This is a genomic window from Streptomyces sp. R818, from assembly GCF_056172735.1.
The window spans coordinates 25,312-45,654 of the sequence record NZ_JAOCNE010000010.1 but is presented as its reverse complement, the minus strand read 5'-3'; the positions used below and the strand labels follow the sequence as shown (position 1 = coordinate 45,654).

Annotated in this window: 15 protein-coding genes; 11 read left to right on the top strand and 4 right to left on the bottom strand. The window is 71.7% G+C overall.

Features of this window, described 5'->3' with window-relative positions:
* Window positions 1-55 precede the first annotated feature (55 nt).
* Window positions 56-715: a leucine efflux protein LeuE gene (gene leuE, locus N5I75_RS24290; RefSeq protein WP_476680542.1), complete on the top strand. Its 660-nt coding sequence runs from the start codon at window positions 56-58 to the stop codon at window positions 713-715.
* Window positions 716-761: 46 nt separating this feature from the next.
* On the opposite strand, the gene N5I75_RS24285 is transcribed toward leuE, so the two are convergent.
* A complete protein-coding gene (locus N5I75_RS24285) occupies window positions 762-1,166 on the bottom strand; it encodes a hypothetical protein (protein WP_476680540.1) in 405 nt (134 codons plus the stop codon).
* 110 nt (window positions 1,167-1,276) lie between these two features.
* Window positions 1,277-4,666 (bottom strand): ALF repeat-containing protein, encoded by a 3,390-nt coding sequence (locus N5I75_RS24280; protein WP_476680538.1) that lies wholly within the window; start codon window positions 4,664-4,666, stop codon window positions 1,277-1,279.
* A 317-nt stretch (window positions 4,667-4,983) separates the two neighbouring features.
* Between N5I75_RS24280 and N5I75_RS24275 the strand changes: the two genes are divergently transcribed.
* Both N5I75_RS24275 and N5I75_RS24270 read left to right on the top strand, forming a co-directional pair.
* Window positions 4,984-5,478: a hypothetical protein gene (locus tag N5I75_RS24275; RefSeq protein ID WP_476680536.1), complete on the top strand. Its 495-nt coding sequence runs from the start codon at window positions 4,984-4,986 to the stop codon at window positions 5,476-5,478.
* A 46-nt stretch (window positions 5,479-5,524) separates the two neighbouring features.
* Window positions 5,525-7,045, top strand: a complete 1,521-nt coding sequence (locus tag N5I75_RS24270; RefSeq protein WP_476680534.1) for a tachylectin-related carbohydrate-binding protein — start codon at window positions 5,525-5,527, stop codon at window positions 7,043-7,045.
* 63 nt (window positions 7,046-7,108) lie between these two features.
* Here N5I75_RS24270 and N5I75_RS24265 read toward each other — a convergent pair whose 3' ends face one another.
* Together N5I75_RS24265 and N5I75_RS24260 are read right to left on the bottom strand one after the other, a co-directional pair.
* Window positions 7,109-8,446 (bottom strand): polysialyltransferase family glycosyltransferase, encoded by a 1,338-nt coding sequence (locus N5I75_RS24265; protein ID WP_476680532.1) that lies wholly within the window; start codon window positions 8,444-8,446, stop codon window positions 7,109-7,111.
* Window positions 8,443-9,420, bottom strand: coding sequence for a glycosyltransferase family 2 protein (locus N5I75_RS24260; protein WP_476680530.1), 978 nt, complete (start codon window positions 9,418-9,420; stop codon window positions 8,443-8,445). The genes N5I75_RS24265 and N5I75_RS24260 overlap by 4 nt, the downstream gene beginning before the upstream one ends.
* 198 nt (window positions 9,421-9,618) lie before the next feature.
* Between N5I75_RS24260 and N5I75_RS24255 the strand changes: the two genes are divergently transcribed.
* The 8 genes from N5I75_RS24255 (at window position 9,619) to N5I75_RS24220 (ending at window position 20,340) form a co-directional block, all read left to right on the top strand.
* Window positions 9,619-10,986 carry a DUF6716 putative glycosyltransferase gene (locus N5I75_RS24255; RefSeq protein ID WP_476680528.1) on the top strand — a complete coding sequence of 456 codons (1,368 nt, stop codon included), beginning with the start codon at window positions 9,619-9,621 and terminating at the stop codon, window positions 10,984-10,986.
* A gap of 47 nt (window positions 10,987-11,033) precedes the next feature.
* Entirely contained in the window at window positions 11,034-12,329 is a 1,296-nt protein-coding gene (locus N5I75_RS24250) for a cytidylyltransferase domain-containing protein (RefSeq protein ID WP_476680526.1), read from the top strand.
* A 14-nt stretch (window positions 12,330-12,343) separates the two neighbouring features.
* A complete protein-coding gene (locus N5I75_RS24245; protein WP_394431144.1) occupies window positions 12,344-13,288 on the top strand; it encodes an N-acetylneuraminate synthase family protein in 945 nt (314 codons plus the stop codon).
* A gap of 74 nt (window positions 13,289-13,362) precedes the next feature.
* Entirely contained in the window at window positions 13,363-14,397 is a 1,035-nt protein-coding gene (locus N5I75_RS24240) for a hypothetical protein (RefSeq protein ID WP_476680524.1), read from the top strand.
* Between the two features lie 170 nt (window positions 14,398-14,567).
* Entirely contained in the window at window positions 14,568-15,833 is a 1,266-nt protein-coding gene (locus N5I75_RS24235; RefSeq protein WP_476680730.1) for an amidohydrolase, read from the top strand.
* A gap of 363 nt (window positions 15,834-16,196) precedes the next feature.
* Complete coding sequence (locus N5I75_RS24230) at window positions 16,197-17,258, top strand: BMP family lipoprotein (RefSeq protein WP_476680522.1); 1,062 nt, start codon at window positions 16,197-16,199, stop codon at window positions 17,256-17,258.
* Window positions 17,259-17,478: 220 nt separating this feature from the next.
* Entirely contained in the window at window positions 17,479-18,531 is a 1,053-nt protein-coding gene (locus tag N5I75_RS24225) for a BMP family lipoprotein (RefSeq protein ID WP_476680520.1), read from the top strand.
* 216 nt (window positions 18,532-18,747) lie between these two features.
* Window positions 18,748-20,340 carry an ABC transporter ATP-binding protein gene (locus N5I75_RS24220; protein ID WP_476680728.1) on the top strand — a complete coding sequence of 531 codons (1,593 nt, stop codon included), beginning with the start codon at window positions 18,748-18,750 and terminating at the stop codon, window positions 20,338-20,340.
* Window positions 20,341-20,343: the final 3 nt, after the last annotated feature.

Genomic DNA, 20,343 nt, shown 5'->3' with positions numbered 1-20,343 from the left:
CCTCAAAGCTGGAACGGGTGGACGGAGTGCCGGACCGCTGTGCGACACTCCGCTCATGCTGGGTGTCATCGATCTTCCGACCTATCTCGCGGGTACCGTCCTCATCGTTCTCCTCCCGGGGCCGAACTCGCTGTACGTGCTCTCCGTCGCCGCCCGCCGCGGCGTCCGCACCGGCTACAAGGCGGCCGCCGGTGTCTGGTGCGGGGACACGGTCCTGATGACCCTCTCCGCCGCCGGTGTCGCCTCCCTCCTCCAGGCCAACGCGGTGCTCTTCGGGATCGTGAAGTACGCGGGCGCCGGCTACCTGACCTGGCTCGCGATCGGCATGATGCGCGCCGCCTGGTCGATGTGGCGGACCCGGCGCGAGCGGATCGCCGCCGCCGGGGCCGGTCTCGACGAGGCCCCCTCGGCGCAGGAGCGGCCCTTCCGCCGGGCCTTCGTGATCAGCCTGCTCAACCCGAAGGCGATCCTCTTCTTCATCGCGTTCTTCGTGCAGTTCGTCGACCCCTCCTACGCCTATCCGGCCGTCTCCTTCGTCGTGCTCGGCGCCTTCGCGCAGCTCGCCAGCGTGCTGTACCTCTCGGCGCTGATCTTCAGCGGCACGAAGCTGTCCGCCGCGTTCCGCCGCCGCAAGCGGCTCTCCGCGGGGGCGACCTCCGCGGCCGGGGTGCTGTTCCTGGGGTTCGCGGTGAAGCTGTCGCTGGCCAGCGTGTAAGTCCGGGACCGAGCCGCGGCACGGGGTGCGGCGAGCCGCGACCGCGTCACCGGGCCAGGACGAACGCCACGGAGCACATGCCGATGACGCACCCGTACAGGAACCACCTGTAGCGCGCCGGGTAGGCGTACCTCTCCCGTCCGACGCCCCGGCGCCACTCGTCGCCGTAGGCGAGGAACAGCTTGCGGGCGGGGAACAGGCCGATGGCGAGCCCGGCCCAGGTGAAGGAGTACAGGACCAGCATCTGCCGCGCGTTCCAGTGCTGGTGCCACGCGCCGCCCGCCAGGACCATGGCGCAGCAGCAGGCGACGGACGCGGCCAGGAAGACCAGCGTCAGCCCGCGGGAGCGCATCCAACGGTCCACCGCGAGACACAGCACGCAGGTGGCGAAGGCGGCCATGAGGAGCAGCCAGCCGAGGGGAAGCCGCGCGAGCATGACGAGTCCGTTCATCAGCGGGGGAAGCGGTGCGAGCGGGGCCGGGGCGGCCCGGCGGTGCGCCCGGTGGGCGGACCGCCGGGCTCCCCGGCTCCAGGATCCCGTACGGACGCGGGGCCGTCCGGTCAGAAGCCGAGCGATCCGAGCAGTCCGGTGACGGGGGAGATCAGGTCGTGGCCGAATTGCGTGATCTTCGTCGCCACGGGGGCCACGACCGAGTCCCCGACCTTGCTGAGGGCGCCTATCCACTTGGACTGGCCGAAGGTCAGCACACCGAGCGCGGTGCTCGCGAGCGACGACCTGAACTCACCGCTGCCCAGGCCGTACCCGATGCCGGTGAAGAGGGTGTTGAGTCCGGCGAAGGCGAGGGACGCGTAGCCGAAACCCGCCGCGGCGGCCTCGATGAACGGGACGGCCGGCGGGAAGAACACGCCCGCGGCCAGACCGCCGACGCCGAGCAGGGCGGCGGCGAAGCCGGTGCCGATGCTCAGCCAGTTGGTGGCGTTCGCCAGCCACCTGGCATCCTCCTTCCACCACGGCAGGTCGTCCTTGACCTTGTCGTTCTCGGCGGTGTCCGCCGGGTTCGTGCCCGCTTCCTTCGCCTTGCGGGCCGCCTCGGCGGCCCTCCTGGCGGCGGCGGCGACCTCGGCCTTCCGCTTCTCCGTGGCGATCCGGTGCGCGTCGCTCGCCGCGGCGGCGGCGGTCCTCGCGTCCTTGCCCGCCTGCACCGCCGAGGCGCGCGCGGAGGCGGCCGACGCCTGCGCCGAGTTGGCGGAGGCCACGGCGGAGCGGGCGGCGTCCACGGCGCGGTTGGCCGAGTAGTTCGCCGACCGCGCGGCCGAGCGCGCGGTGGTGGCGGCCTGCGCCGCCCGGTCGGCCGAGAGCTGGGCGTTCTGCGCCGACTTGTCGGCGGCGTCCGCGTTGGCCCGCGCCTGCTGGGCGTAGGTGTTCGCCTGTGTGGCGGCGGCGCCGGCCTTGTCCGCCCACTCGGCCGCCTCGGTGGCGGCGTTACGGGCGTTGGCAGCCGCCTGCTGCGCCCGGGCCGCGTCCTGCTGGGCGTTCTGCGCGATCTTGGCGGCGGCGGCGATCGCCCCCTGGACGGCGGCGGTGTGCGCGGCCGAGTCGTGGTCGAGCTGCGCGGTCTTGTACTGGACGGAGGCGAGGAAGTTGCGGCGCATCCACGCCGGGCCCTCCATCGCGGCCTGGGCGTGCGCCCGGGTGTAGGGGCCCGCGGTGTTGATGAGGGACGAGATGGCGACGGCGTCGTCCTGCTGCTGCGCGGCCTCGAACGTCGTGGCGAGGAAGGTGTAGGCGGCCTTGGCGGTGCCCGCGTCCAGGGCCTCGTTCGCCGCCTTCTTCACGGCGGTACCCGGGTTGTTGGCGAGGACCCGGGCGATCGCCACGCGGTTGTCCGCCGCGACCGCGTCGATCAGACCGGCGGTCAGGAAGGCGGTGGCGGCGTCGGGGTCGGTGCTCTCCAGCGCCGCGCTCGCGCCGTCACCCAGGTCCGGGGAGCCGGTCTGCGCGAGGTAGAGGGCGGTCTCCCGGTCGTCCTGGCGCTGCGCCAGTTGCCGGTCTGTGTCGAGCCACGCGTGGATGTCGGCGTCCGCTCCGGACAGGGCGAACCGCGCGGCCTCCTGCGACCACGTGCCGTGGGAGTTCGCGAGGGCGATGGCGGCCTTGCGGCCGAGGGTCGCGGCGAGGCTCAGGTCGCTCGCGCCGAGCGCCGTCTCGGCCTGGGCGATGACGTCCTTGGTGGCCTGCGCGGCCTGCTCCGCCTGGGTCCGCCTGGCGGCGTACTCGGCCCGCTCAAGCGCCTCGATCTCGGCGAGGAGACGGGTCTCCTCCATCGACGCCTTCATGTCCTCGTCCAGACGCTGCCACTCGGCCTCGCGGGCCTTCTTCTCCACGTCGACGGCCTGGGCCACGGCGGCGGTGGCGGTGTTGGCGGCCTTGGTCGCCTCGTTGGCGAAGTCGGTGGACTTCTTGGCGTGGTCCAGGGCCTGGCCCGCGTACTTGGCCGCCCACTCGGCGGCGTCCGCCGACTTGTCGGCGTGGTCGGCGGCGCTGTTGGCGGCGTCCCGTGCGGTGCGGGCCGCGGCGGCCGCGGTGGTGGCGAGGGCCTGGGCGGTACCGGCCGCGTTGGTGGCGATGTTGGCGTTCGCGGTCGCGATGCCGGCCTGCCGCTTCGCCTCGGCCGCCTCCGCCTGCGCCTTGCCCGCGGCGGCCGCGGCGTTGGCGGAGGCGGTGGCGGCGGCGGCCGCGTTGCGCGCGGCCGAGGCCGCGGCGGCACCGGCGTTCGCGGCCTGCGCCGATGAAGTGGCCGCGTAGTCGGCGGCCTTCGCCGCGCTGCGGGCCTTCGCGGCGGCGTTGCGGGCGGCGACGGCCGCGTTCTTGGCAACGGCGGCCTTGGAGGCGTCCTTGGACGCGCCGATGGCGGCGTTGTACGCGCGGGCGGCGGCGGAGCCCGCGTTCGCCGCGGCCTGGCTCGCCGCCGCGGAGGCATACGCGGCGCGGCGGGACGCCTGGACGGCGGCGTGCGAGGCGCGGGTGGCGACCCGTGCCGAGTCGGCGGCGCCCTCCGCGGCCTCGGCCGCCTTGCGGGCCGCCTTGCCGGACTCGACCACGTCCTCCTTGGCCGCCTCGGCCTCGGCGGCGGCCTTCTCCGCCGCGGCCTTGGCCTTGGCGGCGGCCTCCACGGCGCGGGCGGCGGCCTCCTCTGCCTGCTTCGTCCTGGCGTCGGCGTTCCTGCCCTCCCGCTCGACCACCGCGACGAGTTCCTCGATCCTCGCGGACTCCTGGTCGCGGGCGCGGGCGATGTGCTGCCCGGTCTCCAGGAACCACTCCACGTCGTCCGGGGTGCCGGACAGTGCCCGGTCGGCGTACTTCTGGACCTCGGGCCCGGCCTGCACCATGAGGCTCGACACCTCGACGCGCATGTCCTCCAGGCGGGCCTCGTACTGTCCTTGCAGGAGGAAGTCCTCCAGAGCCTCCTGCGTGTCGGCGTCGAGCGCGGTGCTGCCGTCCCGGTTCACGGCCTTGGCGCCGGTGGCCATCACCGTGGAGGTGGCCACCCGCAGGTCCTCGAGGAGGCCGGCCTTGAAGCCCGTTCGCAGGTAGTCGGCGATGGCGGCGTCGCCGTTGTCCAGCGCGGCGGAGGCGTCCCGGCGCGTGCCCTTGCCGCCCTTGGCGAGGGAGGTGGCGACGGCGACCCGGTTGTCCTCGGCGGTGGCCGCCGGGAGCTCGGTGGTGAGGAAGGTCCGCACATCGGCGTCGGTGCCCGTCAACGCCAGCTCGGCGGCGGCCCGCACGGCCTTTCCACCGGTCATCCACGCCTGCACGACCTTGGCCCGGTCGGTGTCCGGCAGGTTGAACGGGTCGCCGTCGTCACCGTCCGGCGGGACGTCCGCCCAGGCGGCCAAGGGGTTGAGAACGAGGCTCGACGTGGCGGCGAGGGCCGTGCCCGCGGCGAGGGTGCCGAGCACCCGGCGTCTGCTCCAAAAGGCTGTCTGCATGCGCCGAGACATTAGCCACGCACATTCCTTTCGGCAGTCGATCGCGCGGAATTGCACAACCCACAAGGGAATGGAAAGCGCGTGTGCCGGTAATCATCTCGCACTGTTCACCTGCGGTGGTACAACCTTTTACGAGGGTGACGGAGGTCACTTCGAAAGATCAACTGGCGCCCGTTTCCTGCCGGGTTGGGGCAGTGGACAAGCCCTTGAACGGGGGATTGCATGACCGGGAGGTGCGGTTCTGTGAAATGGCGCGCTGCCGGACGCGAGGGCCGCAATTCCAGTTGGACGGACATGGGGACGTGATGAGGAAATTCATGGCGCGCACGCTGGGCGGCGCGGCTGTCGCCGGCGCACTCGCGTGGTACGCGATATCGTCCGGCACCGGAACCGCGACGGTGCCGGCCCACGCGAGCCCGGCCGCGGACGCGGCCCCCGGCTACGCGGTCGAGACCTTCGACTACCCGGGCGCGGACCGGATCCTGGCCGAGCAGGGGATCGTCCTCAAACGCGGTGACGGCCACATCACGTATGTGGAGTGCGCGAGCGGGACGGGGTTCATCCAGGTCGCGACCCGCGAGAAGGCGACGCCGGTCTGCTTCAAGGTGGTCGGCGCGTCCGGCTGGCTGACCCTGGAGATCCCGTCCGTGTACTCGGTCCGGGGCAACGACTACGCCACGAAGGTCGACATGACGGTCGACGGCCAGGAGAAGACCTTCGACATCACCAAGAACCTCTGGACGCCTGTGGGCGAGAGCGCGGACGAGCAGGGCCGCGAGCACTTGCTCGTCGAGATCAGGAGCTCCCGATGAGCCCGACCCAGCCGACCTCTCCCCTCCCGTCACCGAGGAACTGACCATGCGACTCACCGGACCGCTCCGTCTCACCGCGCTGGCCGCGGCCCTGCTGGCGGGGCCCGTCGGCCTGACCGCCCCCACCGCCACGGCCGTGACCGGGCCCGAGGCCGCCGCCACGCCCTACACCTTCACCGCGCGCCTCGACATCGGCGGCGGGACGCGCGCCTGCACCGGCGCGCTGGTCGACGCCGAGTGGCTGCTCACGGCCGCGAGCTGTTTCGTCGGCAATCCGGCCGGCGGCGTCCAGGTGCCCGCGGGCGCGCCCGCGCTCAAGACGACCGCCACGATCGGCCGCACCGACCTGACCACCACCGCGGGGCAGGTCCGCGACGTCGTCCAGCTCATCCCCCACCCCGACCAGGACCTCGTCCTCGCCCGGCTCGCGAGCCCCGTCAGCGGCGTCGCCCCCGTCGCCCTCGCCACCTCCGCACCCGCGGCGGGGGAGGAGCTGCGGGGCGCCGGATACGGCCGCACCAAGGACGAGTGGTCCCCGCTGAAGCTGCACACCGGCGCCTTCACCGTGGACGCGGCGACCGCCTCCGAGGTGTCCGTCACCGGCAAGGACGGGGCGGCCGTCTGCGCGGGCGACGCGGGCGGCCCGCTGCTGCGCGAGGTGAACGGGACGCCTCAGCTCGTCGGTGTGAACAGCCGCTCTTGGCAGGGCGGTTGCTTCGGCGCGGATCCGGCCGAGACCCGTACCGGCGCGATCGCCACCCGGATCGACGGCGGGGTGCGCAGCTGGGCCAACGCCAACATGGGCCCGGTCTGCAACCCGGAGGGCGCGCTGTACTCCGTGGTGAGCGACGGGTCCCTGCTGCGCCGCAACATCGGCGACCCCAGGAACGGCACCGGCACGATACCGGCGGCCACCACCATCGACAGTGGCTGGCAGGGCTACGGCCGGGTGCTCGCGGGCCCCGGGGCGACCTTCTACGCGATCAAGTCCGACGGCATGTACCTCAGCCGCCGGATCACCGCGAGCAACACGTGGGACATCCACCACAAGAAGATCAGCGCCTCCTACGGGTCGTACAACACGGCGGCGAACCACAACAAGATCTCGATCGACCGCTCCTCGCACATCTGGTACGTCGACAGCTCCGGCAACCTGCACTGGTCCCGGTACCTCGTGGCAAGCGGCACCTGGGAGGGCACGAAGGTCGTGGACTCCGGCTGGGGCGCTTACTCGGCCGTCGTCGCCACGGACGACGGCGTGGTCTACGGCATCGAGTCCGCGACGGGCCACCTGGTGCGCTCGCGGTACGACTTCGCGAGCCAGACCTGGACCCAGCACCAGGTGACGGTCGACTCCAACGACTGGCGGGCCACCAAGGAGATCACCTCCTTCGGCGGCGACACCCTCGTGCGCGTCAGGACCTCCGGTGACGTCCGGCACTACCGCTACAACGAGCCGACCGGCACGTTCGACAGCTGGAACCAACTGCTCGGCAGCGGCGACAACTGGACCCTGTACACCAGCGTCTCGGGCAACCCCGACGGCTGCCGCCTGCGCACCGACTGAACCGCACACCCCCGCACACCACTGCCCCCGTCCCGGAACCGGAACGGGGGCAGTGCCGTGTCGTCAGCGCCCCGCGGTCCTGCGCAGCTGGCGTGCGCGCCGGGCGACCTTGCGGACCGTACGGTTGCGCGGAATGAAGGACAGCTGAACGGGGAGCGCGCCCGGCAGGCCGAGAGCCGTCAGACGGCGGCGCTTGAAGTAGTGCCAGGTCTGCTCGTCCAGGCGCGCCGCGAGGTACCGCTCGGCGTCCGGGCGCAGACCGGGGTAAATCTTGGCCTGCATCGCGAAGCCGACCGCGCGCAGCAGGTCGGTCAGTTCGGCGACGGCCAGGCCCGGTTCCTGGGACTCGACACGGGCGCGGTCCGTCAGCTCGGGAAGAAGCGCGTCGACGATCGTGACCGGCACCCGGTTGCTGTTCTGGTACGGGGCGAGCCGGTCGAGGAGCCGGGCCGTGCCGACCCGGGCGACCGGGATCCCGTACAGGGCGGACGCGGTGAGCAGTGCCGTGGAGAAGCAGCCGACGACGAGGGCCGGGCGCATCCGCTGGTAGAGGACCTCGGCCAGGACCGGCGTGTCGAGGACGGTCAGCTCGGCGCCGAGTCGCTCGGCCTCCTTCTCCAGGGTGCGCGACCAGCGGGCCGGGGCGGTGGGGTGCGGCTTGAACACGATGCGCCGGTGCCCGAGTTCGAAGGCGCCGCGCATCATGGAGACGTGCAGGTCCTCCTCCTCGTCGGCGGTGAGGATGTCGAGGGCGGAGAGGTACTGGCCGAGCAGCAGGGCAGGTTCGCCGTCCACGGAGAGCAAGGCGTCGGCCGTGTTGCCGAGTTCCGTGAGGACCTTGACGAAGACCTCCGTCGGGACGATCTCGGGCGCGACGCCGAACTCCGTGAGCAGCAGCGGCTTGAGGCCCGGGACGAGGTCGAGGTGGAGGAGGCGGCGCACGCGCGTGCCGACCAGCGGGTCGAGCTTGCTGCGGGTCGGGCCGTAGCTCATCAGGCCGTCGGCGTACACGTCGACGGGCGCGCCCGTGAAGATCCGGGTGACCGCCATCGCCGGGTTGACCTGGATGGATTCGACGGCCAGCTCGATGTCGTCGTCGCCGAGGCGCCAGAGGAGGCGCAGGTGCCGCTCCCACAGGACGAGGTCGTCGGCGCGCGGCGACCAGCCGCCCGGGTGGAACGGGAAGATCGTCTCGTTCCAGGACAGGACGTCGTCGAAGCGGTCGCGCAGCCGTTCGAAGCCGGGCATGTCGTCGACGGCCGGCGTCGTCTCGGGCGTCGCCGCGTTGTTGGCGATCAGCAGGATCGTGCGGTCCGCCGGGGCGAACAGGTCGGCGTCGAGCGCGGCGGCGAGCGTCGCGGTGCCGTACAGGGTCGAGGCGAGGAAGATACGCGTCGTCATGCCGCGGCCTCCGCGCTGACCGGGCGGCGGCGCAGCTTGCGAAGGCGCGTGGCCCGCTCGACGTCCATCGAGTCGAGCGCCTCGTCGAGCACCCGCTGCGGCATGCGCTTGAGCGCCGCCGCGCTGAGGGACTTCAATTTGCGCGCCACGGGCGGTTCGAACCTTTCGATGGATCCCATGTGGTGGGAAATGATCGCGCAGTACGTGCGTACGGCCTTCGGGAGAAGCCGGTCGGCGTCCTTGTCCTCGGCTGTTTCCCGTATGACCTGGTCGAATGCGCGAATGAAATCGAGCTGGCGCACGTCACCGATCTGGGTGAGGGACGAGGCGACGCCGCGCCGGTAGAAGACGCCCAGCGTGCTCACCGCGGCGAACGATTTCGCCTCGCGGTGCAGCCGCCAGATCCACGGCCGGTCCTCCGCGGTCCGCAGCCCGTCGGTGAAGTGCAGAAGGCCCTGGTCGGCGAGGCGCCGGTGGTACATGCCGGCCCACGCGAACGCGTAGTCCACGGACGTCGAACGGTCCGCGGGCAGGATCGCGTCGCGCGGATCGAGGACCACGTCGCGCAGTCCGTGCGGCACGCGGTGGACCGAGCGGGCCCGCGCGGTGCACTGCACATGGTCCGTGCGCACGAAGTCGCAGCCCAGGGCCTCGATCGCGGACAGGAGCTTCGGGTAGTACCCCGGCGCGAGCCAGTCGTCGCCGTCCAGGAACGTGAGGTACTGGCCGCGCGCCGCGTCCAGGCCCGTGTTGCGGGCGGTGGCGAGTCCCCCGTTCCGCTCGTGTCGCACGACGACCGCGCCGGGCAGCTCGCGCTCGGCGCGCGCGAGAATGTCCGGCGTCTCGTCCTTGGAACAGTCGTCGACGAGAATGAATTCGAAATCGTCCCGCGCGTTCGCACGGAGACTTCGCAGAGTGTCGGGCGCGTATTGCTGCACGTTGTAGAACGGCACGATGACGGAGAGCTTGACCACGACGGTGACGTTAGGCGGCGGCCCGGCATTCGTCTTGACCGGGAACTTGCGGCCGGGTGAACGACGCGTGGCGAGACCATGAACCAGCCCTCGTCCGGCGCAATTCGCGGGCCGATTCGCCATTCGTCGGCGTGCTGTTAACCGTTTGTTGCACTCGGGTTGGGCCGCGCATCGAAATGGCTTCCTAACTTCTTCGACGTGCCAGCAAGTACCCCCGAGCAACCGGCTCCGCAGCGGATCGCCGTGCTCGCAGACTCCGACACCCGGTGGAAATGGGGCGCGCTCACCGCGTCCCGGCTCACCGCGAACCACGACACCCGCGTGACCCTCGACGGCTTCCTCCTGCGGGGCCGCGCCACCCCCACCCCCCGCCAGCTCACCGAGGTCGGCGTCCGTGCCGACCGGCTGCGTGAGGTCACCGCGGTCGAGTTCCTGCGGGAGATGGAGCGCTCCGTGCGGGGCGATGACGCGTCCGCACAAGGCGACGGCGACGGGTCCGGCGCGTACGACGTGGTCGTCCTCGCCCTCGTGGGCGGCGGCGTCCAGGCCGTACTGCACGGACTCGCCCACGCCTGGCGCGGCGCCACGAACCGTCCCGTCGTCGTCACCGGCTACGTCGGCGTCGTCTACGAGAAGCTCGCCGACGGGCTCCTGCTGCGCCACGGAGCGGACGTGGTCCTCGCCAACTCGGCCTACGACGCGCAGCGTTTCCGCGCCGTCTACGAAGGGGTCGGGGCGGACGCGGGCTCGGTCACCGAGTGCGCGCTGCCGTTCCTCGGCGGCGACACCTACAAGGAGGCGCACGACCCGTACACCGTGGTCTTCGCCGCGCAGCCGTCCGTCCCCGACACCCCGACCGACCGGATGTACCTCCTGGACCGCCTCGTCCGGCACGCCGAGCGGTACCCCGAGCGCGAAGTGCTGCTCAAGCTGCGCTCCAAGCCCGGCGAGCACACCACGCACATCGAGGAGGTCCCGTACCAGAAGCTCGCGCAGCGCCTCGATCCGCCGCCCAACTTCCGTCTCGTGTACGGGAACATGGGCGAGGTCCTCGACCGTACGGACCTGCTCGTCACCGTCAGCTCGACGGCCGCGCTCGAATCGCTGCACCGGCGCATCCCGACCGCGCTCCTCACCGACCTCGGAGTGCGCGAGGCGCTCGGCAACCACCACTTCACCGGCTCCGGCTGCCTGGTCTCCTGGGACCAGCTCGACGCCGGCCAACTGCCCGAGGCCGACCCGGCGTGGGTGGCCCGGCAGGGTGTAGCGGCCGACGGCTCCTACGAGAGCGCCTTCGACGGGGCCCGCGCCAAGGTCGCCGCGCTGCTCGGCAGCGACCGCCCGCCGCTCGCCCCGTACTACAGCCGCACCACCGCCCCCGGCTACCTGCCGCGCGTCCTCGCCCGCCACCACCTGGCGCCCGACGGCAGCCCGCTGCCCGGCGCCCCCGCCGCCGACCGCGACCCCGGCCCCGTACGGCAGATCGTCCGCCGGGCCGCGCGCGGCGCCTACCGGCACGGCGTCCAGCGCGTCGCCCCCGTCATCCGGCGGATGGGCGAGCTGTGACCCGCCGTGGCCCGCGTCCTCACCCGTTCCCCGAAGGAGACCCGCACATGACCGACCCGGAAGCGGGACAGGCGGCCCCGGTCCGCCGCGTCCTCGCCGTGATCCCCGCCCGCGGCGGCTCCAAGGGCGTGCCGGCCAAGAACCTCGCCCCGGTCGGCGGCGTGCCCCTGGTCGCCCGCGCCGTGCGCGAGTGCCTGGCCACCCGGCAGGTCACCGACGTCGTGGTCTCCACCGACGACGCGGCCATCGCGGCCGCGGCGCGGGAGGCGGGCGCCGAGGTCGTGACCCGGCCCACCGCCATCGCGGGCGACAAGGCCACCTCGGAGGCGGCCGTCCTGCACGCCATGGACGCCCACGAGGCGCTGCACGGCGCGGCCGTGGACGTGGTCCTGCTCGTGCAGTGCACCAGCCCGTTCATCGCCCGCGAGGACGTCGACGGCGTGGTTCGCGCGGTCATCGAGGACGGCGCGGACAGCGCGCTGACCGTGGCGCCCTTCCACGGCTTCGTCTGGCGCGACGCCGCGGACGAGCCGCAGCCGGTGGCCGCGGACCGCGAGGCAGCGCTCGGCGGCACGGACACCCTCGTCACCGAGGCCCCCGCGACCGGCGGCGGCTACGGCGTCAACCACGACAAGTCCTTCCGGCCGCGCCGCCAGGACCGCCCCCAGGACCTCCTTGAGACCGGCGCCGTCTACGCGATGGAGGCCACCGGCTTCCGCCGCCACCAGCACCGCTTCTTCGGCCGCACCGACCTCGTGCGCACCGACCCCGCGCGGGTCCTGGAGATCGACGACCCGCACGACCTGGCCCGCGCCCGCGCGCTGGCCCCCCTCTTCGACCAGCGCACCCTCCCCACCCGGGAGGACATCGACGCGGTCGTCCTCGACTTCGACGGCACCCAGACCGACGACAAGGTGCTGATCGACTCCGACGGACGGGAGTTCGTCACCGTGCACCGCGGTGACGGCCTCGGCATCGCGGCCCTCCGCAAGAGCGGCCTGCGCCTGCTGATCCTGTCCACGGAGGTGAACCCGGTCGTCGCCGCCCGGGCCAGGAAGCTCAAGATCCCGGTCCTGCACGGCATCGACCGCAAGGACCTCGCACTGAAGCAGTGGTGCGAGGAGCAGGGCATCGCGCCGGAGCGCGTGCTCTACGCCGGCAACGACGTCAACGACCTCCCGTGCTTCGGCCTCGTCGGCTGGCCCGTGGCGGTCGGCAGCGCCCACGACGTCGTACGCGGCGCCGCACGCGCGGTCACCACCGTCCCCGGTGGCGACGGCGCGATCCGAGAGATCGCCAGCTGGATCCTCGGCCCCTCTCTCGACACCCTCGAAACCAAGTAAGGAACGCACCTCACATGTCTGCTGCCTCCAACTCCCGCCTCCGCACCTTCGGTTCGCGCACGGCCGGCCCCGGCCAGCCCGTCTACATCACGGGCGAGATCGGCATCAACCACAACGGCGACCTCGACAACGCCTTCAAGCTGATCGACGTCGCCGCCGAGGCCGGCTGCGACGCGGTGAAGTTCCAGAAGCGCACCCCCGAGATCTGCACCCCGCGTGACCAGTGGGACATCGAGCGGGACACCCCCTGGGGCCGGATGACGTACATCGACTACCGCCACCGCGTGGAGTTCGGCGAGGACGAGTACCGCCAGATCGACGAGCACTGCAAGAAGCGCGGCATCGACTGGTTCGCCTCCCCGTGGGACACCGAGGCCGTCGCCTTCCTGGAGAAGTTCGACGTCCCCGCCCACAAGGTCGCCTCCGCCTCGCTGACGGACGACGAGCTGCTCCGCGCCCTGCGCGCCACGGGCCGCACGGTGATCCTCTCCACCGGCATGTCGACCCCGAAGCAGATCCGCCACGCGGTCGAGGTCCTCGGCTCGGACAACATCCTCATGTGCCACGCCACCTCGACGTACCCGTCGGTCGCCGAGGAGCTGAACCTCCGCGTCATCAACACCCTCCAGGCCGAGTACCCGAACGTCCCGATCGGCTACTCAGGACACGAGACCGGCCTGCAGACCACCCTCGCGGCCGTCGCCCTCGGCGCCACCTTCGTCGAGCGCCACATCACCCTCGACCGCGCCATGTGGGGCTCGGACCAGGCGGCCTCCGTCGAGCCGCAGGGCCTGCAGCGCCTCGTCCGCGACATCCGCACCATCGAGGCGTCCCTCGGTGACGGCGTCAAGAAGGTCTACGAGTCCGAGCTCGGCCCGATGAAGAAGCTGCGCCGCGTCGCGGGCGTCGTCGCCGAGTCGGAGATCGCCGTCGCCGCGGGCGAGCCGGTCGGCGTCTGATCCGGTCCACTCCTGTCGCGGTCCGGCGTGCGCGCGCACGCCGGACCGCCTCGGCGTCCCCGGGGAGGGCCGCAATGTCCAGCAGTACCCCCCACACCCTCTGCTTCGTCGAGAGCCCGGTGCAGCTCCTCAACGTCCTGGAGTGGGCGCACCACGCCACGGCGAAGGCGACCGTGGTCGTGCTCTCGCCCACCGACCCCATGACCCGCGGCCAGCTCCGCCGCATGGCCGAACTGGCCCGCGCGGAAGGTCACGAGGTGCGCTGGGAGGAGGCGCGGGACGGCGCGGGAGCCCCCTTCCAGACGATCGGCGGCCTCGCGGGGCCGCTGCGCCGGGCCGACCGCGTCGTCATCGGCGACCCGTTCTCCCGCTACGTCCAGCTCCTGCTGATGATCACGCGCGCCCGCGACCTGGTCGTCGTGGACGACGGCACGGCGACGATGGAGTTCATCGCGCAGCTGGCACGCGGCGAACGCCTGGTCCGCTGGCACCGCCGCGGCGGCCGCCCCGGCCCCCGCGACCTGGTCTTCGCCCCGGTCTCGTCGTCGGCGCGCAGGAAACTGACTCCGCGCACGGGCGGTCGCCGCACCGTCTCCGTCTTCACCTCCATGCCGGTGGACGAGGCGCCTGACGGGGTGACGATCGCTTCGAACGACTACGCCTGGACCCGGGCCCGCTTCGGCCCGCCCCGCCTGACGCGCGGCGCGGACCTGGTGGGCACGTCCCTCGTCGAGACCGGCGTCGTGGACCTGGACCGCTACCTGGAGGCGGTCCGCGCCCTCGCCACCGCCCACGGCGCCACCCGCTACTTCGCCCACCGCCGCGAGGCCGCCGACAAACTGCACCGCCTCGCCACCGAGACCGGCCTGGAGGTCGTCCGCCCCGACCTCCCCCTGGAGCTCATCGCCCGCCGGGGCCCCGTCGGCCGTACGATCCTGAGCTTCCCCTCGACGGTCGTGCACACCCTGCCGATCGCCCTGGAGGGCACGGGCGTGAAGGTGGCCGTCTGCGAGATCGACCCCGCCTGGCTGAAGGAGGGTGTTTCCGATCACGCGCAGGGCTTCCTCGCGGGGATCGCGGGGTCGGCGAAGGGCGTGCGCATGGTGTGACGGGTCTGGGACGTGGGGTGATGCGCCGCAGGTGGAAAGAGTCGTCATACCCTTCCCGCGCGATCGACATGCGCAGCGCGGCCATTTTTCTTACCCCAATCTGGCTGAAGTTTTGTTGATCGCAGCTCAGTTGGCACCCGCGTCGTCCTACCCTTCACAGGGTGAACTACGTGACGCCCCTAGAGACCGAGGTCGACCTGCCGGGTGAAGAAACCTCCGGCAGCGTGCTCCCCGGCGCTCTGCCCGAAGCCCTCCGCGCCGAGCTCGTCGAATTCCGGCGCGACCTGCACATGCACCCGGAGCTGGGGAACCAGGAGTTCCGCACCACCGCCGCGATCAAGGCCCGGCTCGAGAAGGCCGGGCTCACCCCGCGCGTCCTCGACACGGGCACCGGCCTCATCTGCGACATCGGCACCGGCGCCGAGACGGGGGAGTACGAGGGCGAGCAGGGCCTCTTCGCCCTCCGCGCCGACATCGACGCGCTGCCGATCCCGGACACCAAGTCCGCCTGCGTCTACCGTTCCACCGTGCCGGACCGCGCCCACGCCTGCGGCCACGACGTGCACACCACCGTCGTCCTCGGCGCGGGCCTCGTCCTCGCCGACCTCGACCGGCTCGGGCGCCTCCCGCACCCCGTGCGGCTGATCTTCCAGCCCGCGGAGGAGGTGCTGCCGGGCGGCGCCGCCGACGCGATCGACTCCGGGGCGCTCGACGGCGTCCGCAAGATCGTCGCCGTGCACTGCGACCCGAAGGTCGACGCCGGCCGGATCGGCCTGCGCTACGGCCCCATCACCTCCGCCTGCGACCGCCTCGACATCACCCTCGACGGGCCCGGCGGCCACACGGCCCGCCCGCACCTCACCACGGACCTGGTCACGGCGGTCGCCAGGGTCGCCACGGACGTGCCCGCCGTGGTGGCCCGCCGCGTCGACGCCCGCTCCGGGCTCGTCCTCACCTGGGGCCGCATCGAGTCCGGCCACACCTGCAACGTGATCCCGCAGCACGCCGAACTCTCCGGCACCGTCCGCTGCCTCGACCTCGACGCCTGGCGCGAGGCGCCCGACGTGATCCACGCCGCCGTCCAGGAGATCGCCGACCTCTACCGCGCCAAGCCGGTCATCAACTACGTCCGCGGCGTCCCCCCGGTCGTCAACGACCCGGCGGTCACCGACCTCCTCCGCGACGCGATGGCGGCCCGCCGCGGGCTCTCCTCCGTCGAGGACACGCCCCAGAGCCTGGGCGGCGAAGACTTCTCCTGGTACCTGGAGCACGTCCCCGGCGCGATGGCCCGCCTCGGCGTGAAGCCCCCGCAGGACCGCACGTCCCGCGATCTCCACCAGGGTGACTTCGACGTGGACGAGGACGCGATCACGGTCGGCGTGGAACTCTTCACGGCCACGGTCCTGCTGGACAAGCCGAACCCCCGCGGGGTCTGACCGCTGACGCCACGGGGCTCCGCCCCGGACCCCGCTGCTCAAACGCCGCAGGGGCTTGATTTGGCCAGCAGAGGGCTGGGGGTGCTTCGAGGGTGCCGGATGCGCAATCCGAGCCCCTGCGGCGATTGAGCAGCGGGGTCCCGGGGCGGAGCCCCGTGGGCTTGGCGTCAGCGGGGCCGCGCCTCGCCCACCCCGTGACCTCCGCACGGGCGCGCCCGAGCCAGGCCCCGCACCGCCCCGCGCAGCGGACCCGCCACGATCCGATAACAGCCCGGCCGAACCCATTCCCCGCCCCGTCTACGCGCGTTACGCTCCGCCGAACTCAGCGCCCCACACGGCGTGTTGACGAAGGAGCGTCCCCTCATGCCCCGATCTCGCACCTCCCGGCTCACGTACATGGCGGTGGCCGTCACCGGCCTCGCCCTCGCAGCCACCGCCTGCGGCTCCACCAGCGCCGACAAGGCGGGCGACGAGGCCAAGGACAAGAACCTCGGCATGGCGATCTCCTACGACGTCGGCGGCCGCGGCGACCAGTCCTTCAACGACGCCGCGTACTCGGGCATGGTCAAGGCGGACCAGGAGTTCGGCTACAAGAGCGACGACCAGGAGCCGAGCGACGGCGAGAGCGACGCGGACAAGATCGCCCGCCTCAGCTCCCTCGCCAAGAAGGGCTACAACCCCGTCATAGGCGTCGGCTTCGCGTACGCGCCCGCCGTGAAGGCCGCCGCCGCGAAGTACCCGAAGACCACCTTCGGCATCATCGACGACTCCACGATCAACGCGAAGAACGTCGCCGACCTGGTCTTCGCCGAGGAGCAGGGCTCGTACCTGGCCGGTGTGGCCGCCGCGAAGGCGACCAAGACGAACACGGTCGGCTTCGTCGGCGGCGTGGACGTCCCCCTGATCCACAAGTTCGAGGCCGGTTTCGCCCAGGGTGTGAAGGACACGAACAGCAAGGTCAAGGTCGTCAAGCAGTATCTGACCGAGACCGCCGAGGAGGGCGGCTTCTCCAGCCCGGACAAGGGCAAGACCGCCGCAGAGGCGCAGATCGAGAAGGGCGCGGACGTGGTCTACCACGCGGCGGGCCTCTCCGGTCAGGGCGTGATCCAGGCCGCCGCGGCGAAGAAGGTCTGGGCGATCGGCGTCGACTCCGACCAGTACAACCAGAAGCCGCTGGCGGCCTACAAGGCGTCCATCCTCACCTCCGCCACGAAGGACGTCGGCCGCGCCGTCTACGAGCTGGCCAAATCCGTCCAGGACAAGAAGCCGCTCTCGGGCGTGACCCGGTTCGACCTGAAGGCGGGCGGCGTCGGCATCACCGACACCAACCCGGAGTACAAGAAGATCGCGGGCCTCGCGGACGCCGTGGAGAAGGCCAAGCAGAACATCATCGACGGCAAGGTGACGGTGGCCACGAAGCCGTAGGCCCCCGCACAACGGCCCCCGCGACCCGTACGCGCCCCCGCTTCCCCCAGAGGCCGGGGCGCGTCCGTATGTCCGTACAAGATCGATTCAGGTCGCTTTCAGTACGGACGCATAACGGTCTGCCGGGAGGTCTTCAATGCGCGTTCTACGCGCGTTAATCTGCGGCGAAGCCAGCGCCGTCCGGACCGTCGTCGGTGCTTGTACCCAAGGAGCTCATCCCATGCGCCGCGTTTCCCGAATAGCGCTCGCAGGCACTGCGACCGTCGCTCTCGCCGCTTCCCTGTCCGCCTGCGGCGGCACCTCCAGCGACGCCGCAAGCAAGGAGAACGGCGGCAAGTCCAAGGGCATCGCCATCGCATACGACGTGGGCGGCCGCGGCGACCAGTCCTTCAACGACGCCGCGTACGAGGGCATGAAGAAGGCCGAGAAGGAGTTCGGCTACAAGGGCGAGGACCAGGAGCCGACGGACGGCGAGACGGACGCGGACAAGACCGCGCGCCTGGTGGCCCTGGCCCGTGAGGGCTACAACCCGGTCGTCGGCATCGGCTTCGCGTACGCCCCGGCCGTGAAGGCCGCCGCCGCGAAGTACCCGAAGACCACCTTCGGTGTCGTGGACGACGCGCAGGTCAAGGCGGACAACGTCGCGGACCTCGTCTTCAGCGAGCAGGAGGCCTCCTACCTGGCCGGTGTCGCGGCGGCGAAGTCCACCAAGTCGAACACGGTCGGTTTCGTGGGCGGCGTGGACGTCCCCCTCATCCACAAGTTCGAGGCCGGCTTCAAGCAGGGCGTCACGGACACCAACAGCAAGGTCAAGGTCGTCTCGCAGTACCTGACCGAGACCGCCGACGAGGGCGGCTTCTCCAGCCCTGACAAGGGCAAGACGGCCGCCCAGGCGCAGATCGAGAAGGGCGCGGACGTGGTCTACCACGCGGCCGGTCTCTCCGGTCAGGGTGTCATCGAGGCCGCCGCCGCGAAGAAGGTCTGGGCGATCGGCGTCGACTCCGACCAGTACGCGCAGAAGGCCCTCGCCCCGTACAAGGACTACATCCTCACGTCGGCCACGAAGAATGTGGCGTCGGCCGTGTACAACCTGGCCAAGTCGGTCCAGGATGGCAAGCCCGAGACCGGCGTCATCACCGGTGACCTGAAGTCGGGCGAGGTCGGCCTCGCCGCCTCGAACCCGAAGTTCTCCGGTAACGATGCGATGCAGAAGGCGCTGAAGGCCGCCGAGGCGGGCATCACCAGCGGCAAGATCAAGGTCAACAGCAAGTAGTCACCACGCGGACATGAGTGGGAAACGGGGTGCGGCGAGTCTCGGACACGGGACGCGACCGCACCCCGTTCGCGGCGGGGCAAGTGCCGCACCGGACCCGGGCGAACCGCACCACCCCCCAGCGATTCGCCCGAAATCGACCGACTCGCGTCCACTTCGTACTGCCGTAGGGGCTCTACGCGTGTAGAAGGCCCCCATCTCCCAGGAGAGTGCGCCATCAACGCGTCCAGCAGCCCGCCGGCCGTCGAACTGACCGGCATCACCAAACGCTTCCCCGGCGTCGTCGCCAACCACGACATCCACCTCACCGTCCACAAGGGCACCGTGCACGCCCTCGTCGGTGAGAACGGTGCGGGCAAGTCGACGCTGATGAAGATCCTCTACGGCATGCAGAAGCCGGACGAGGGCACCATCGCGATCGACGGCGAGGCCGTCACCTACTCCTCGCCCGCCGACGCCATCGCGCGCGGCATCGGCATGGTCCACCAGCACTTCATGCTCGCCGACAACCTCACGGTCCTGGAGAACGTGGTCCTCGGCAGCGAGAAGCTCTACGGCATCGGCGCCCGCGCCCGCCGCAAGATCCTGGAGATATCCGAGCGCTACCACCTGAACGTCCGCCCGGACGTCCTCGTCGAGGACCTCGGCGTCGCCGACCGCCAGCGCGTGGAGATCCTCAAGGTCCTCTACCGCGGCGCCACGACCCTGATCCTCGACGAGCCGACCGCCGTGCTCGTCCCGCAGGAGGTCGACGCGCTCTTCGACAACCTGCGCGAGCTCAAGGCCGAGGGCCTCTCCGTCATCTTCATCTCGCACAAGCTCGGCGAAGTCCTCTCCGTGGCCGACGAGATCACGGTCATCCGGCGCGGCACGACGGTCGGCACGGCCGTCCCCGCCGAGACGACGCCCCGCCAGCTCGCCGAGCTGATGGTCGGCAGCGAGCTGCCGACGCCGGAGACCGCCGAGTCCACCGTCACCGACCGGCCCGTCCTCACCGTCAAGGGGCTGCGGCTCGACGCCGAGGGCGGCCGTCCGCTGCTCGACGACATCTCCTTCACCATCCACGCCGGTGAGGTCCTCGGCCTCGCGGGCGTCGAGGGCAACGGCCAGACCGAGCTGATCGACGCGCTCATCGGCCTCGCCCACGCCGACTCCGGCACCATCGATCTTGAAGCCGAGGAGATCACCTCCTGGGCCACCCGCAAGCGCCGCGAGCAGGGCGTCGGCTACATCCCCGAGGACCGCCACCGCCACGGCCTGCTCCTGGACTCCCCGCTGTGGGAGAACCGCATCCTCGGCCATGTCACCGAGAAGCCGAACGCGCGCGGCGTCCTCCTCGACCTCAAGGCGGCGCAGGCGGACACCCGCCGCATCGTCGAGGAGTACGACGTCCGCACCCCCGGCATCGACGTCACCGCCGCCTCCCTGTCCGGCGGCAACCAGCAGAAGCTGATCGTCGGCCGCGAGATGAGCCACAAGCCCCGCTTCCTCATCGCCGCGCACCCGACGCGCGGCGTGGACGTCGGCGCGCAGGCGCAGATCTGGGACCAGATCCGCGAGGCGCGCCGCGAGGGCCTGGCCGTCCTCCTCATCTCCGCCGACCTGGACGAGCTGATCGGCCTCTCCGACACCCTCCGCGTGATCTACCGCGGGCGGCTCGTCGCCGACGCCGACCCGGCCACGATCACCCCGGAGGAGCTGGGTTCGGCGATGACGGGCGCGGCCTCCGGCCACCTGGAACACGTAGAAGAAGAAGCAGCGGCGGCAGCGGATGCGGACGCGGCGCGGCAGGCGAAGGACGAGTCCTGATGG